The following is a 15,690-nucleotide window of genomic DNA, read 5'->3' as shown; positions in this document are numbered from 1 at the left end:
TCAGGCCTTCGCCGCGGCGGCGCCGGCCTGGCGCGCGGCCGGGGCCGTGTTCATCACCCCGGGGCGGCCGTCGAGCGTATCCAGCAGGGCGCCGGCTTCCTGTTCCATTTCCACCACATAACCGTGAATGCGGCCCTTGAAGTAGCGATGGAACATCAGCGCCGGGATCGCCACGATCATGCCGGTGGCGGTGCAGACCAGCGCCTTGCCGATGCCACCGGCCAGCTGGTTCACGTCGCCCACGCCGTGGTCGAGGATGCCCAGGAACATCTGGATCATGCCGATGACCGTGCCCAGCAGGCCCAGCAGCGGGCCGGCCGAGGCAATGGTGCCCAGTGCGTTCAGGAAACGCTCCATGCGGTGCACCAGGTGGCGGCCGGTGTCTTCAATGCGCTCGCGGATCTGGTCGCGCGGGCGGTTGCGGGCTTCCAGTGCGGCAGCCAGCAGCGCACCCAGCGGCGAGTTCGCCCGCAGGGTCTGCAGGTGGGCCGGGTCGAGCTTGCCGCGCGCGGCCCAGTTGCGCACTTCCTGGCCGAGGCCGGGCGGCAGCACCTCGTTGCGTCGCAGGGACCAGAAACGCTCCAGGATGATCGCCAAAGCCAGTACGCCCAACAGCAGCAGCGGCACCATCGGCCAGCCACCGGCCTTGACCAGTTCCCACACGTTTCAACCCTCCGGCCCAACGGCCGCTTGTTCGATCGGCGATAGGATAGCAGCCGACCGCCCCCGCCCAGCGGCATCCCACCACCGGGATGCATGGATGCGCTGTTCACGCAGCTGCAGGCCTTGTGCACCAAGCCATACGCGGATCGCCCCGGCGTCGGCCGTGGCCAGCACTTCGGCCCCTTGCGCCTGCCAGCGCTGGACCACCTCCGGGCGCGGGTGGCCGAAGCGGTTCCCGTGCCCGGCCGAGACCACCGCCAGCCGCGGTGCCACCGCCGCCACCCAGGGCGCGCTGGAGCTGCCGCCACTGCCATGGTGCGGCACCAGCACCACATCGGCCTTCAGCGCCTGTGGATGCGTCTGCAGCAGCGTCCGCTCGGCCGGGCCGCCGATATCGCCGGGCAACAGCACGACACCGTGGCGGCTGGCAATGCGCAACACGCAGCTATCCTCGTTTTCGGCCTGCCGGCTGCCCGGCGCCGGGTGCAGTACCTGGAAATCGACCCCGTCCCATTGCCAGCGCATGCCCTGCTGGCAGGGTGCGGCCCCGGCGATGGCGCTGCCGGGCGGGGCCAGCAGCTGCAGGTCCGGCAGTTGACGGCGCAGGCCGTGCAGGCTGCCGGTGTGATCCAGGTGGTCATGGCTGAGCATCGCCTGCTGCGGTGGCCCCTGGCCGAGCGCACGCAACGCCGGAATCAGGATCCGCTCGTTGCCGTCGCCACCGGTCGGCGGCCCAACGTCGTACCACAGCGCGTGCCGGGCCGTGCGCACCAGCACCGCCGCACCCTGGCCGACATCGTGCACCAGCAGCTCCAGCTCGCCCTCGGCGGGGGCATGCCGGGCCGGCCACAGCAGTGGCAGGCACAGCAGCAGGCCCGCGAGACCGCCGCCGGCGCCACGCGGCAGCAGCCACCAGAACACCCCCAGCACGGCCACCGGTACCGCCCAGCGCGGCGCCTCGGCCAGCCACCACATGGCCTGCGGATGCAGCGCCAACGGCTGCAGGGCCTTCCAGCTGAGCTCGAACAGCCAGGCCGCGGTGCGCCACGCCCAACGCCCCGCGCCGTCATGCAGCATGTGCAGGCCGGTGCCGAGCAGCGACAGCGGTACCACCAGCATCGTCCACCAGGGGATGATCGGCAGATTGACCAGCGGCCCCAGCCGCGCGGTTCCGCCGAACAGGGCGATGCACAGCGGCAACAGGCCGAGACTGGCGACACCCTGCGCGGCAAGGAAACCACGCACCCCGCCGCCGACGCCCTCCGGGCCTGTCCTCGGCAGGCACCAGAGCAGCCACAGCACACCGCCAAAGCTCAGCCAGAATCCGGCCGAGAGCACAGACAGCGGTGCCGGCAACAGCATCACCATCGCGGCCAACGCCAGCCCCTGACCTGCGCCGACCGGGCGCCGCCCGGCCCTGGCCAGTGCGACCAGCCCGATCATCAGCGCCGCACGCACCGTTGGCAGTGCACCTCCGGCGGCCACGGCATAGGCGGCCGCGGCCAGCGCCGCTCCCCACGCGGCCGCCTGCGGTCGTGGCCAGCAACGCCCCAGCAGTGGGCACAACCACCACAACGCACGACACAGCAGCACGCCGAAGCCCGCGACCACGCCCACGTGGAAACCGGAGATGGCGACCAGATGGGTCAGGCCCAATGCGCGCAGATGTTCCCAGTCGGTATCGGACAAGCCACGGGTGTCACCCAGCGCCAGCGCCTGCACGAACCGTGCGGCAGGATGTGCCACCTGCACGGCGATCGCGGCACTGCTGCGCTCCCGCCAGGCCTGCAGGCCCTCCGCGGGCAGCCGTTCGCGCGCAGTTGCCGGATCCCGCACCGTGCCGTTGCCGGAGATGGCGCGCAGCACGGCGTGGCGCTCGCCATCGAAGCCGCCCGGGTTGATCCGTGATCGCGGTGCGCGCACGCGCAACGACAGTTCCCAGTGCGCCCCCGCGCGAACCGCATGGCGTCCCGCGCCGGGGCCATGCTGCGGTGGGCCGCGCCAGGGGTCGTTCCAGGTGACCTGCAGGCGCTTGCCGCGCAGCGCTGGCAACGCGTCGGCTTCTTCCACGTGCAGGACGAAACGCGTGTAGCCGGGCCCACGCTGCGGAAGATCGGCGACCTGCCCCCGCACCTGCACATCCTGCGGCGGCGCGCCGGGCGCAAGCTGGCCGTGCAGGGCCCAATGCCCGTGCAGTGTGGCCCATGCCAGGCCGAGCAGGCTTGCGGCCCACGCGCGGCCGCGCCAGCGCAGCAGCCAGCCGCTGGCGCCGGCGACCGCCATCGGCACGCTCAGCCACAACGGCAGCAACATCGGCATCTGCACGCAGGCCAGCGCCCCGAGCACCAGGCCGGCGGCGCAGCCAAAACCGAACAGGGCCGGGGCGGAGCGATCGGGAACCATTCCCCCAGCCTGCCGCTGGAGGTGGCAGGCTGACTATCGGGCCTTTCCCCGTGTGCCTGTCAGCGCCGTACGGTACCGCGGTGGAAATTGACTCTGAAGCTGGCGCCGCCGCCGGCCGCTTCACCGACGCTGACCGAACCACCGTGGTGCTGCACGATTTCCTTTACCAGGTGCAGGCCCAGGCCGCTGCCACTACCGGCGGCGCGCAGACGATGGAACGGTTCGAAGATCGCCTCACGGTCGCCGACCGGAATACCCGCGCCCTGATCGCTGACCTCCAGCAGGCCGCGTGCATCCAGGCGCACGCAGATGATGCCGCGCCCGCCACCATGGACGATGGCGTTGTGCACCAGGTTGGCGATCACCCGCCCCAGCGCGAGGCTGTCGCCATGGATCCACACGGGCGACTCCGGCGCATCCACCTCGAAGCCATAACCGGCGCCGACCACCAGCGGCGCCAGATCGGCGGCCGCCTCGCGCACCAGCAACGCCAGGTCCAGCCGCTGCAGCGCGCCGACATTGCGGTCGAGCCGCTGCAGGTCGAGCAGGTGCTCGGCCACGTTGCCGAGGCGGGCGACATCGGTCAACAACTGCGATTTCAGTTCACCCTGCGGCAGCTGCGACAGGCGCGCCTGCACCACCGCGATCGGTACGCGCAGCTCATGCGCGGCATCGGCGAGAAACTTGTCGCGCGCTGCATAGCCCTGCTGCACCTTGTCGATCGCATCGTTGAACGCTTCCACCAGCGGCGCGACCTCGGTCGACACCAGTTGTGCATCCAGGCGCGCGCCCGGCTGGCCGATATCCAGCTCCTTGGCCTGCTGCGCGGAGCGTCGCACGCCGCGCATCGCGCGATGGATCACCGTCGGCATCACCAGCAGCGTGACTACGATCAGCGGCAGGAAGAACCACGGGCCGATCAGGCGCAGCACCATCAGCGCGCCATCCAGCAACCCGCCCTTTGGAGCACCGCCAACCATCACCGTGATGCGACGGCCCTCTTCGTTGCGGATCATCACCCGCGCCACATCCAGGTACGGCGGCACCAGCGAACCGAGCTCGGTCGCGCCCAGCGTCGGCAACCGCGCCAGCAGCGGCGCATGGATCGCGGGAATCGTGCCGCGCTCCAGCCAGCCCCCCTTGTCGTCGACCGCCGCGAACCAGAGGTTGCCGCCTGCGCTGGCATCGAGCTTTTCCCAGCGCGCCTGGTCCAGCACCAGCCGGCCACCTTCGCTGTGCACCGCCTTGGCCACTGCCTCGGCCATGAACATGTCCATGCCCCAGGTGTCCTTGTCACCCCAGGTCAGGATCAGCGCGACCACCGCGAACAGCACGGTGAAGGCCTGTGCAAGGAACAGGCGCCAGGCCAGGCCCAGCGTTATGGAGCGGATCGGACGTGCCATCTCAGGCCTCCGCCAGCAGGTAGCCGACGCCGCGGATCACATGGATCTCCACGCCAGCCCCGGCCTGTTGCAGCGCCTTGCGCAGCTTGGAGATATGCGCGTCCAGTGCATTGGACTGGATCTCGTCATCGAAGCCGTACACGGCCGCCTCCAGCGCGCTGCGGGTGACGGTGCGTCCCTGCCGCATCGCCAGCGCCTGCAGCACCAGTACCTGCCGGCGCGGCAGCGCCAACGGCTGGCCGTCAACCTGTGCCTGCAGCGATTCGAAATCGAACTCCAGCCGGCCCAGATGCAGGCGTGGCGTCACCATCGCCGAGGGCCGCCGCGACACCGCGCGGATGCGCGCCATCAGTTCCTCGATCGCCACCGGCTTGACCAGATAGTCATCGGCGCCCACGTCCAGCCCCTCGACCTTGTCCGACAGCGTGCCCTTGGCGGTCAGCATGATCACCGCCAGGTTCGGCCGCAACGCGCGCGCAGTGGCCACGAAGCCAGCACCATCGCCATCAGGCAACTGCCGGTCCAGCAACATCAGCTGGTGCACCGGTTCGCGCAGCGCGATGGCCGCTTCGGCCAGGCTGCCGACCACATCGGCGACCACACCCTGCCGCTCCAGTCCCGACTGCAGTGCACGGGACAGATCAGGATCGTCTTCGACCAGGAGGATGCGCATCGGGGGCTCGGCTACCGGAAACGGTGCCGATCATAGTGCCTCGCGCCCGGTTTTTCCGCTTCGGACTGCCGGATGCGCAGGCGCAATGTTCTGACAATGTTGCCCCGCCATCATGCGCAGCCATCCCCCCGCGTAGTCGCTGATCGATGCCGTCACTGTCCCCGACCCTGCTGTGTCCGCTGCTGTTCTCCGCCGCCCTCGGCCTGCCGATGATCGCGCAGGCGGCCTACCGCAGCCCGGGCGTACAGGCTGGCATCAGCGCTGGCGCAACTTCGGGCGCGTACGCGCACTACGACGTCAAGCCGCTGGTGGTTCCGTCCATCGCCTGGCAGGGCCAGCGCTTCTTCGCAAGCCCAGGCTCGCTGGGCATGTACCTGTACAGGGGCCAGGGCCTGCGTCTTTCGGCGGCGCTCACGCCCTACACGCTGCGCTTCAAGACCGACGATGTGAACGATCCGCAGCTGCGCCGCCTGCATAGCCGGCAGATGTCGGCCATGGCCGGCATCAACGGCGAATACGGCGCCGACTGGGGCATCGTCGAAGCCGATGTGATGCGCGAGATCACCGGCCACGGCGGCGGCATCGAATCACGCCTGCACTACAGCTATCCGATCCAGGCAGGCCGCTTCACCTGGGTCCCCAAGGTCGGCGTCGTGCACTCCAGCGCACGCCTGCTGGATTACTACTACGGCATCAGCGATGAGGAAGCGCTGCGCTCCGGGCTGGCGGCCTACCGTCCGGGCAGCACGACATCGCCGAGCCTGCAGATCGCCGTCAGCACGCCACTTGGCACGAAGTGGCGCGCGACCGGCGTGGTCGCCAACCAGTGGTTCGGCGATGCAGTGAAGGACAGCCCGATGGCACGACGCGGCACACAATCGTCGGCCTTCGTTTCCCTGATGCGCTCGTTCTGAGCGAGCGCCCGCTACGGACAAGGACCCCCATGGCCTCCGTCTCCCCCACCGCCGAAGCACACGCGATCCTGCGTGCTCCCGACCTGGAAAGCGCCGAGCGCGCCTACCTGGGCCTGATGCCTGACCTGGAACACGTGAATGCACTGGCGCGTCGCGCCGTGGGACTCTCGCGCGTTGCCGACGCGGCACGTGGCTACGCCCTGTCGATGACGCTGGTCGGGTTGCGCCTGCAGGAGCTGGAAATGGGCGAAGCCTCAGCAAAGGAACATCGCCAGGCCACGCTGCGCAGCCTGCGCCAGGCTTTCAACGCCTGAGCGCAGTCGGCAACGCTGCCCGTGGCCGAGGCTGCCGGGCAGCGCAATGGCTCAGCGGAGCGTGGTCCAGGCCAGAACAGCGGACAACAGGGCGACCCAGATCACCGCCTTGAACGTACCTTCCAGCATGTTGCCGCCAAACAGCAGTTCAAAGAACGGATTGGGCCTGGAAACCGGCACATGATCGCTCATCGGTGAAAGATCCTGGTGATGGGTGGAGGGCATGCACGCATGCCTGCGCGCGCACCACTCTAGTACAGGTGCGCCGTCGGCGGATGTGCCGGGAACATCCGTTTAACACCCTGCGCGCCAGTTCGGGTATGTTCGAGCCAACGCTGCGTTCAAGGATGATCGATGCTCAAGCGCGTCCTGTTCCCCGTCGTCGCCCTGATGCTGTCCGCCCTCATCGTCGCGCTGGGATGGCAGAACCGCCAGCTCCGGCAGATCAACGAGCAGATGGCCGTCCAGCTGCAGAACATGCGACTGGACGCACACGGACTGGGCCTCGGCAGCCGCCCGGATGCACTGGCGCTGCGCACAACGCAGCACACCCACGTCGATATCGGCGGCGCGCGCGACGCACCTCAGATCCTCTACTTCTTTTCCACCACCTGCCGCTACTGCCTGGCCTCGATGCCGCAGCTGCAACAGATCGCCGCGACGCGCGGCCGTAGTGAACTGATCGGTGTGGGACTGCCCCCTTACGACCAACTGGCCGACTACGCGGGAAAGCATGCATTGCAGTTCCCCATCGCCATCGACACCGAAGCCGATGCGTCCAAGCGCTACCGCGCCACGGTCACGCCGATGTTGATGGTGCTGGCCACCGATGGCAGCGTGGCCTACAAGCATGTCGGCCAGCTGGATGAACAGGTGGTGCGCGACACCATCAACTCCCTGACGCCGGCCCCCGCACGGCCCTGATACAGCGCGCGCCCCGTCGGCACGCACGCCATCGTTTACCGCATCCGCGCCACAACCGGCACTCCGGTGCCTTCGGCAACTGCAACACCACAACGCCAACCAAGGAGATACACATGATCGGAAAGAAAGTGCTTTCGTCCGTCGCCGGTATCGTCGTTGTCGCGGCCATGGCCTTTGGTGCCAGCCAAGCCTTCGCCGTCGCCCCCAAGACCGGGTACGCACCCGGTTGCGAGCCACATCCGAGCTGCCCGTTCGGCAACTCGGGCAAGCCTGGCCAAGTGCTGTGCTGTGATCCGCTGTAATCGAAGCCGCAGCACAGGCCGGCTCCGCTGACCTGATGCAGGCGCCGCAGGGCTGATCCAGCTCGACGGCGATGATCGGCCCATCCCGCACATGGGCACCGCGCCGGGCCGCCTCCAGAGGCGGCCCGGTCGTTTCCGGCCCACGGATTCATCCTTTCCGGAGCGCGTTGACGCACGTTTTACCGGCTTTCGTCGCATACCGGTTTCACTGCGCAGGGGGCGGTGCCACGCTGGACTCCCTTCTTCGGAGCACCGTGCCATGCCGATGCTTGCCCTGCTGCTGTTGTGCGCTGGTCTGTTCGGCCGCAATGCCGAGGCCGGGGATGCGTCCCTGCGCAGTCAGATCCTGCAGGCCGACGCCAGCCAACCCGGCGCCCCCTCAGCACAGCACCCGGTCACGGAGCCGACCGCCCTGCAGCTGTACCGGCTGCGCCAGGACCGCATATTGCGCGTGGGCCAGCAGCATCAGGCCGGCTCGGCGCGCTTCGCGCAGGTCTGGGAACGCGTGGATGGCCAGTGGCGGCTGCAGCGCATGATCAGCATCGACGAGTGGATCGCCCAGCGCTGACCCTCGCCCGCCGGCCACCGCCAGAAACGAAAAAAGCCGGCCAAGGGCCGGCTTCCATCGTGATCCACCGCTGCACCGGCAATGCCGGGAGCCAGGTGGTGGGCGGTACAGGGTTCGAACCTGTGACCCCTACCATGTCAAGGTAGTGCTCTACCGCTGAGCTAACCGCCCATCGTGTTCTTGCCGCCCGAAGGCGGGCCTTGCTACGTAAAAACCCGGCGCCAGGGCCGGGCTTTGCATTTCACGACAGCCTCCTTCCGGAGACTTCGTGGTGGGCGGTACAGGGTTCGAACCTGTGACCCCTACCATGTCAAGGTAGTGCTCTACCGCTGAGCTAACCGCCCGTTTTGCTTCTGCATTTCCGCGATTGCGTCGGTGCAGGCCGCGTATATTACGGATGCCGGCCGTGAAGCGCAACACTTTTGTGAAGATGAGGCTGCACCGCCGCGTTCAGCCGAGGCTGGCTTCCTTCAGCTGCCGGATCTGGTCGCGAACGCGTGCGGCATCCTCGAATTCCAGGTCCTTGGCGTGCTGGTACATCTGCTGTTCCAGCGCCTTGAGACGGGCCGCCAGCTGGGCCGGATTGAGTGAACGGTAGTCGGCGCCCTCTTCCGCCACGCCCGCCCGGCTCTTGCCCTTGCCCTTCTTGGCTTCCTTCTCGGCGGCGTCCGAACGCGCCCCTTCCAGCACGTCGACGATCGGGCGCGCGACCGAGCGCGGCACGATGCCGTGCTGCTCGTTGTATTCGACCTGCTTGGCACGACGACGATCGGTCTCATCGATCGCCGCCTGCATCGAGCGCGTCACCTTGTCGGCATACAGGATCGCCTTGCCGCGCACATTGCGCGCGGCACGGCCGATGGTCTGGATCAGCGAACCGGTGGAGCGCAGGAAACCTTCCTTGTCGGCGTCGAGAATCGCCACCAGCGACACCTCGGGCATGTCCAGGCCTTCGCGCAGCAGATTGATGCCCACCAGCACATCGAACTTGCCCAGGCGAAGATCGCGGATGATCTCCACGCGCTCGACCGTATCCACGTCCGAGTGCAGGTAACGCACGCGGATGCCGTGTTCAGTGAGGTACTCGGTGAGGTTCTCGGCCATGCGCTTGGTCAGCGTGGTGACCAGCACACGGTCGCCAGCCTTGATGCGCGCGTTGGCTTCGCTCATCAGGTCATCAACCTGGGTACCGACCGGACGGATCTCCACCACCGGATCGATCAGGCCGGTCGGGCGCACCACCAGCTCGGTGATCTCGTCGCCCGCCTCGCGGTACTCATACGGGCCCGGCGTAGCGGACACGTAGATGCTGCGCGGGCAGCGCTCTTCCCATTCCTCGAAGCGCAGCGGCCGGTTGTCCAGCGCCGACGGCAGCCGGAAGCCGAACTCGACCAGGGTTTCCTTGCGCGAGCGGTCGCCCTTGAACATGGCGCCGATCTGCGGAATGGTCACGTGCGATTCGTCGATCACCAGCAGCGCATCGGCCGGCAGGTAGTCGAACAGGGTCGGCGGCGGCTCGCCTGCATTCTTGCCGGTCAGGTGCCGCGAATAGTTCTCGATGCCGTTGCAGAAGCCGACCTCGGCCATCATCTCGATGTCGAACTGGGTACGTTGCGCCAGGCGCTGCGCTTCCACCAGCTTGTTCTGCGCGTAGAGCTGCTCCAGCCGCTCCTTCAACTCGACCTTGATCGTTTCGATCGCCGCCAGCACGCGTTCGCGCGTGGTCGCGTAGTGGGTCTTGGGGTACACGGTGAAACGCTGCATGTTGCGCAGCGTCTCGCCGGTGAGCGGATCGAACAGGGTGATCTTCTCGACCTCGCCGTCGAACAGCTCCAGGCGCAGCGCCTCACTGTCCGACTCGGCCGGAAACACATCGATCACCTCGCCGCGCACACGGAACGTACCGCGCTGCAGTTCGTACTCGTTGCGCGTGTACTGCAGCTGGGTCAGGTGGTTGATCAGGTCGCGCTGGTCGATGCGCTCGCCCTTGGACAGGATCAGGCGCAGTGACAGGTAGTCCTCGGGCGCACCCAGGCCGTAGATGGCCGACACCGTCGCCACCACGATCGCATCCGGGCGCGACAGCAGGGTCTTGGTCGCGGCCAGGCGCATCTGCTCGATGTGTTCGTTGATCGAACTGTCCTTCTCGATGAAGGTGTCCGACGACGGCACGTAGGCTTCCGGCTGGTAGTAGTCGTAGTAGCTGACGAAGTACTCCACCGCGTTGTGCGGGAAGAATGCCTTGAACTCGCCATACAGCTGCGCCGCCAGCGTCTTGTTCGGCGCCATGATCAGCGTCGGCTTCTGCACGTTCTGGATGACGTTGGCGATGGTGTAGGTCTTGCCCGAGCCGGTGACGCCCAGCAGGGTCTGCTTGGCGATGCCCGCTTCGAAGTTGCTGGTCAGCTTCGCGATGGCATCAGGCTGGTCGCCCGCCGGTGAATACGGCGAGACGAGTTCGAAACGGTCGCTCATGGTGTTGCCAGTTCCCGGGGCCAGTGAGTATACGGGGCAAGGGGTGACGGCCGGCTGAGGAGTTTCCGGACGGGTGGGCGCGGCGGCGCCTGATGGCGGCACTGTCCCTGGGCAGGGACGCTTGAGCCCATGCATTTCCTCCCTACTCCCTCGCGTTCAGCCCTACGCGGCATGCATCTGGTCGAACTGCTGGTGGTGATGATCGTCGTTGCCGTACTGCTGGGCGCCAGCTGGCCCACGCTGCAGACGCTGCTGCTGCGGCAGCGTGCCGACGCCCTTCAGCTGACCCTGCATGCCAGCCTTTCCGGCGCGCGCAGCGAGGCCCTGAAACGCCGCGAGCTCATCGGCATGTGTGCCAGCAACGATGGGTGGGGCTGCGCCAGCGACTGGAGCCAGGGCTGGATCATCTATCGAAGCGGCGACCGCCGGAAGCCGCCGCCCTCGCCCGACGCTGTTCTGGTATATCAACGCGGGCACGCCGACGTCCGGATCGCCGCAGAAGCCAGCAGCGGGCGCCCGCAACTGTTCTTCCACGCGGACGGACGCAGCCCCGGCTCCAACCTGACCTTGCGCATCTGTGCAGGCAACCGTCTGCATGGCCGGCTGGTGGTCAACAACGGCGGACGCACGCGCAGTGAGCGCGTTGATCGCGACCTGCCGTGCTGATGCCAGGCAAAAACAAAAGCCGCGATTTCTCGCGGCTTTTGCAGTATCTGGCGCCCGAAGTTGGACTCGAACCAACGACCCCCTGATTAACAGTCAAGTGCTCTAACCGGCTGAGCTATTCGGGCGGGGAGGCGCATTGTACTGAGCGTTTACGTGAAGATCAACATCTTTTTACCAGCAATCGGACAGCGTGCCCTCTGCGGTCTTGCGATTGGCCTGATCAAGGCTCAGCTTGCCGCAACTATCCTTTGCCTGGGCGCCCTGCGGGCTGGCGGCGATGGTGAAGGTTGCGCCATCCCCCTTGAACTCCAGATTGTAGCGGACAGTCCCCCCCTCGCGTGGCGAGACCTTGCTCGGGAGCGTGAAGCCCGAGTAGGAATTGTTGCTTGAATGATAGCGCTCGGCACGCTGCGCGTACTCAGCAAGATCCGCCTTCGCAACCGCGCGGTGTGACCGGCGCACGTACTCCTGATATGACGGAATGACGACCGCGGCCAGGATGCCGATGACGATTACCACCACCATCAACTCAATCAGTGTGAAACCGCCCAACCGACGAGGCGAGGTCATGGTCGACATGGAAGGAGTTCCTCGCATCGTAATCATTGGAGTTGGCGCCAGGACTGGCGACCACAGGGATACGGAAGATAGAGCGACTGGCTCCCTGCGGCACCAACCACCATCCAGCACGAACTGCCGCCGGGCGGCCCCTCTTTACCACTCCCCAGTCGTGGCATGACCGACAACGACACATCACGGATCGGCGCAGTGCCTTCGCTCTTCAGTGCGATACCCGCCGTTCCCTGCGCCGGCTTGCTGCCCTTCGGCGAACCGGTCCGCACGTTCTCCAGCGCTGGCACACCCGTGAGCGAGGAAACGCCGAACAACCAGTTGGAGCCACTTGTCGAGCAACCAACACTTTCCACATTGGGTACATAGGTCGGCATGAACATGATGCCACTCACCAGCAGCGGGTTTCCGACGAACCGCTCACCATTGCCGTTGGGCAGATTGATCATCCAACCGCGGGAACCGACGGGCGAACTGCCTGCCACGATACTGCGCGCCTCCGCGCCTACCGCCGGGGTATCCGCTGTGTACTGCACCAGATTGCCTGCCGTCAACGTCGTTGCCGCGCGCTTGCCAGAGGTGTCGTTCACCGCGTACAGCGCCTGTTGGCTCTTGTCATCCTTGTCCGAGTAGAACGAGAAGCTTCCCGTGCCGAAGTAGAGCATCACGCCGCCGGAAGGTCCTGTCGCAGCCGTCATGCCACCAGTAATCGGCTGTCGGTAGCTACGACCATCGGTATCCTGCGCAACCCTGGTGGTAAACACGGGTACAGACACCGCGGCGTTCGTGCCGTCCGTCAGGTCGAACTTCCAAATGGCACCACGCTGATCGGCCGCGTACACGGTATCAGCCAGGCCATCACGCCCCCTGACATCCTGCTTGTCGCCCTGCCAACGGTCCACCACCACCACGTTGCCAAGGCCGTTGTCGCCACTGATTGCACTTGCCGAGCTACCCTCGGCGGCCTGGATCGTACGCACTCGGCCACTTGCCATGTCCACCACAAACAGGACCGCCTTGCGATTGAGGCTGTTGTAGCCATTGCCGAAGATGGCCTTCCACGCGATACCGTTGCCCTCCCTCACCGGCACGATTACCGGCTTGCCAAGGACAAAGCCAATGTTGTTTCGCACGTCTTCGGACAGCGACGGATTGATGTCGTTGATTTCCCACAGCACTTGGGCGGTTCCGAAGCTATCCGGTGTACTGACATCCAGCGCGAACACCGAGCGACCGCCTGCACCGGCAGTACCCACCAGACCGGTCTGCCAGCTACTGCCATTCAACATGTCCGAAACAGTGATCGGTCCGTCCACGTAGTAACGATGCCGGAACGTCTGATCCTTGCTGTCTGACTTGTAGGGGAACAACAGGTTGGCCATGTGACCGAGCGCGGTTGCCGGGATGTAGGCGAAGCTCTCGCGACCACCCGAACTGTCCATCTCGCCGGATGCGCCCATTCCGCCGTCGAAGGCGTGGAGCATGCCGTCGTTGGCACCGACGTAGACCATGTAGCGACGCCCCTTCGCCTTGGTTTCAAGATACTTGGCGTAGCTGACCGCGTAGTCACCACCGAGCTGGCGGTAGCCATAGTCGTCCACGGGCGAACTCACCACGGGAGCGGATGTGACAATGTCGCCCAGCGGTGTCGTGCGGTCACGGTACTTGCCACCGTTACGCTTTTCGGTCAACACGTCGGCCTTGAGGTAGCGAATGGCGGAACTCAGATCGGCGTCAATTGCCTTCAGCTTTGCATCTGAACACACCAGCATCGTGGCGTACTTGCCATCGGGCTTGTTGCACAGGTCGGCCAGACTGATATTGGCCTCACCGAAGTCGACGACCGCGCCTGCCTTGTTGGCAACGATGCGGCGACCCGTCGAGGACAGCTTCGCAGACGCCTCCCAGGCCTCACTGAACACCGCCACCTGGTCGCTGTTGACCTTCACCGTCGAGGCCTTCAGCGTGCTCGACCAGTCCGTCGCGCCATTGCGGATGTCATAGCTGGGCGTCACCGACAAGGAACCCGCACCGATACGCGCACCGGTCATGCCAAGCGTTCCCGATGGCGACTTGCCACTGGTGATCGACTCCAGTACGCGACGCATGGCGACCGTTACATCATTGGGCGTCTGTGCATTGATGAACTCGCCGCGGCTATTCAACGCAGCGTGCCAGATCTCGTCGACAACCGTGCCATCGTCAACCTTCGACGGATCCGGATTGCTGTTCCAGTTCGGCGGATTGTTAAACGGATCGGCCGTTGCAGCGGCATTGACGCCATAGATGCGCCCCTGCGCGCCGAGCGTGACGCCGTAGAAGTTCATGTGCAGATCGGTCTGGCAATCGAGTCGCTTCCATTCCGCGGTACTCTTGTCCAGCGTCGCGCACTTCTCATCCACCGGCACCTGCCCCTTGGCGAAGCCCGTGTCCGAACGCAGCGGTGTTTTGCTGCCCGCATAGTAGGCAGCCGTGACGTCGGCCATCGTGTTGCTATAGGCGTCCGCGAAGGGAATGGTTGGAAGATGGGTCGAGTTGACCCCGTCAGCATTGTTGAACGAGCCATTGGGCGTATTGCCCGAATTGGTGTAACCATCGGTAAACAACATGCCACCATTGCGCTGGCAAGCGCGGATCACCGGTGCGCCGTCGTCGGTGCGACGGAACTGTTCGGCCAGATACTCCACGGCACGACGGTTGGGCGTGCCGCTGATCGGATTCAACGCATAGATCTGCGTATACAGATCGGCACGATTGGTGACCAGGTCGTGCATTTTCACGTTCTTCAGGTCGTTGATCGTGAAGTAGCCCACGCGCATGTTGTCGACGCCATACAGAGCCTCCACCGACGCACCAACGATGGCCAGCGTGCGGTTGCGGTGGTACTGGAACCAGTTGGCGAAGTTCTGGATCGCCAAGCCATAGGCGCCGACAATGCTGTAGTTCTCGCTCTTGATCTGGTAGCGGCGGAGATTACAGTTGGGCCCGCAGGCACCGGTGATCACCGGACGACTAGTGTCATCACTCTTGTAACCATAGGGCGCAGGCGCATTCTCTGGCAGATAGAACGTTGCAGGGTAGTACTCCACACCGTACTTGACCGAGGACGTAATGTTGCGCGCCGCCGTCTGCCAGCTGCCATTGCGGTAATAACGGTTGTCGGTGCCCTTCAGATCCGGGATCCGCATGCCGTTGACGAACTGGAACCCTTCACCTGAGCGCGAGCGGACGCTCGTCACGTCATACGAAATCTTGTTCCCAGGGAAGCCAGAGCGAGGATCAACAAATGCAGCGGTCGGCTTGGCGTCGTCCCAGCGTGTTCCGTCCGCCTTGATCCAGGGACGGTAGGTAACCGCTGGATTGAAGTAGCTCGCGTTGTAGACGTGTGAGCGGGCAAACCCGAAGATGTCCAACGGCGGAATCGCCTGGCCCGCACTATAGTTGGAATTGAAGTCACTATGCGGATAAAGGTAGAGGTAGCAATCCGCGTATGCATTATTGTTCCTGTCATAGCAGTTCGACCCGATGTCGCTGAATCGCCCGGCTGCGCTGAAGAAGCTCCCAGTCGAGCTGTTCCAGATCATGCGACCATCGCCGCCCGGGAACATGCGCTCGAACATCATCGAATTGGAGTCATCCACCGCCATGATGAAGGCCGGTGGCGTCTGCACCTGCACATTCATCGGTTCCTGCGCAAGAACACCCTGCGCCTGTGCGGCCATGAGCGTATGCACAAGGTAGCCGCCGGCGGCAAGAACGGCGAACCCAACGCCCGCCAGAATTCTACGATTTCGCGTGTTCATGGGCTCCCCACC

Annotated in this window: 14 protein-coding genes and 3 tRNA genes; 6 read left to right on the top strand and 11 right to left on the bottom strand. The window is 65.6% G+C overall.

The genetic code is table 11. The features are described 5' to 3' along the window. Genes QP512_RS07340 through QP512_RS07325 form a run of 4 tightly spaced genes read right to left on the bottom strand, consistent with a single transcriptional unit; the run spans position 1 to position 5,142 of the window. Positions 1-663, bottom strand: a complete 663-nt coding sequence (locus tag QP512_RS07340; RefSeq protein ID WP_286071541.1) for a MotA/TolQ/ExbB proton channel family protein — start codon at positions 661-663, stop codon at positions 1-3. 3 nt (positions 664-666) lie between these two features. Next, positions 667-3,066: a DNA internalization-related competence protein ComEC/Rec2 gene (locus QP512_RS07335; protein WP_286071540.1), complete on the bottom strand. Its 2,400-nt coding sequence runs from the start codon at positions 3,064-3,066 to the stop codon at positions 667-669. A 59-nt stretch (positions 3,067-3,125) separates the two neighbouring features. Then, positions 3,126-4,469: a HAMP domain-containing sensor histidine kinase gene (locus tag QP512_RS07330; RefSeq protein WP_286071539.1), complete on the bottom strand. Its 1,344-nt coding sequence runs from the start codon at positions 4,467-4,469 to the stop codon at positions 3,126-3,128. A 1-nt stretch (position 4,470) separates the two neighbouring features. Next, a complete protein-coding gene (locus QP512_RS07325; RefSeq protein WP_286071538.1) occupies positions 4,471-5,142 on the bottom strand; it encodes a response regulator transcription factor in 672 nt (223 codons plus the stop codon). Between the two features lie 146 nt (positions 5,143-5,288). Here QP512_RS07325 and QP512_RS07320 point away from each other — a divergent pair, with 146 nt between their 5' ends. Both QP512_RS07320 and QP512_RS07315 read left to right on the top strand, forming a co-directional pair. Next, entirely contained in the window at positions 5,289-6,056 is a 768-nt protein-coding gene (locus tag QP512_RS07320) for a MipA/OmpV family protein (protein WP_286071537.1), read from the top strand. 29 nt (positions 6,057-6,085) lie between these two features. Next, positions 6,086-6,370, top strand: a complete 285-nt coding sequence (locus tag QP512_RS07315) for a hypothetical protein (RefSeq protein ID WP_286071536.1) — start codon at positions 6,086-6,088, stop codon at positions 6,368-6,370. 51 nt (positions 6,371-6,421) lie between these two features. On the opposite strand, the gene QP512_RS07310 is transcribed toward QP512_RS07315, so the two are convergent. Then, entirely contained in the window at positions 6,422-6,595 is a 174-nt protein-coding gene (locus tag QP512_RS07310) for a hypothetical protein (RefSeq protein ID WP_286071535.1), read from the bottom strand. Between the two features lie 129 nt (positions 6,596-6,724). Between QP512_RS07310 and QP512_RS07305 the strand changes: the two genes are divergently transcribed. The 3 genes from QP512_RS07305 to QP512_RS07295 all read left to right on the top strand — a co-directional run bounded on the left by QP512_RS07305 (position 6,725) and on the right by QP512_RS07295 (position 8,164). Further along, a complete protein-coding gene (locus QP512_RS07305; protein WP_286071534.1) occupies positions 6,725-7,294 on the top strand; it encodes a TlpA disulfide reductase family protein in 570 nt (189 codons plus the stop codon). Between the two features lie 113 nt (positions 7,295-7,407). After that, positions 7,408-7,596, top strand: a complete 189-nt coding sequence (locus QP512_RS07300; protein WP_049444507.1) for a hypothetical protein — start codon at positions 7,408-7,410, stop codon at positions 7,594-7,596. A gap of 259 nt (positions 7,597-7,855) precedes the next feature. After that, positions 7,856-8,164 carry a hypothetical protein gene (locus QP512_RS07295; protein WP_286071533.1) on the top strand — a complete coding sequence of 103 codons (309 nt, stop codon included), beginning with the start codon at positions 7,856-7,858 and terminating at the stop codon, positions 8,162-8,164. A gap of 96 nt (positions 8,165-8,260) precedes the next feature. On the opposite strand, the gene QP512_RS07290 is transcribed toward QP512_RS07295, so the two are convergent. From QP512_RS07290 to uvrB, 3 genes are all read right to left on the bottom strand, one after another. Then, positions 8,261-8,335: transfer RNA gene (locus QP512_RS07290), tRNA-Val, on the bottom strand. A gap of 98 nt (positions 8,336-8,433) precedes the next feature. Next, positions 8,434-8,508, bottom strand: a tRNA-Val gene (locus QP512_RS07285). A 106-nt stretch (positions 8,509-8,614) separates the two neighbouring features. Next, on the bottom strand, positions 8,615-10,639 hold the full coding sequence (gene uvrB / locus QP512_RS07280; RefSeq protein WP_286071532.1) for an excinuclease ABC subunit UvrB: 2,025 nt from the start codon (positions 10,637-10,639) through the stop codon (positions 8,615-8,617). A gap of 171 nt (positions 10,640-10,810) precedes the next feature. On the opposite strand from uvrB, the gene QP512_RS07275 reads away from it, so the two are divergent. Then, entirely contained in the window at positions 10,811-11,305 is a 495-nt protein-coding gene (locus QP512_RS07275; protein WP_286071531.1) for a GspH/FimT family pseudopilin, read from the top strand. Positions 11,306-11,353: 48 nt separating this feature from the next. Here QP512_RS07275 and QP512_RS07270 read toward each other — a convergent pair. The 3 genes from QP512_RS07270 to QP512_RS07260 form a co-directional block, all read right to left on the bottom strand. After that, positions 11,354-11,430, bottom strand: a tRNA-Asn gene (locus QP512_RS07270). Between the two features lie 46 nt (positions 11,431-11,476). Continuing rightward, positions 11,477-11,884 carry a type IV pilin protein gene (locus QP512_RS07265; RefSeq protein ID WP_286071530.1) on the bottom strand — a complete coding sequence of 136 codons (408 nt, stop codon included), beginning with the start codon at positions 11,882-11,884 and terminating at the stop codon, positions 11,477-11,479. Positions 11,885-11,907: 23 nt separating this feature from the next. Continuing rightward, on the bottom strand, positions 11,908-15,678 hold the full coding sequence (locus QP512_RS07260) for a PilC/PilY family type IV pilus protein (RefSeq protein WP_286071529.1): 3,771 nt from the start codon (positions 15,676-15,678) through the stop codon (positions 11,908-11,910). Between the last annotated feature and the right edge of the window lie 12 nt (positions 15,679-15,690).

This window comes from Stenotrophomonas sp. 57 (assembly GCF_030291075.1).
Classification (GTDB): domain Bacteria; phylum Pseudomonadota; class Gammaproteobacteria; order Xanthomonadales; family Xanthomonadaceae; genus Stenotrophomonas.
The sequence above is the reverse complement of the archived record's forward strand: the minus strand, read 5'-3'. Positions and strand labels throughout refer to the sequence as shown.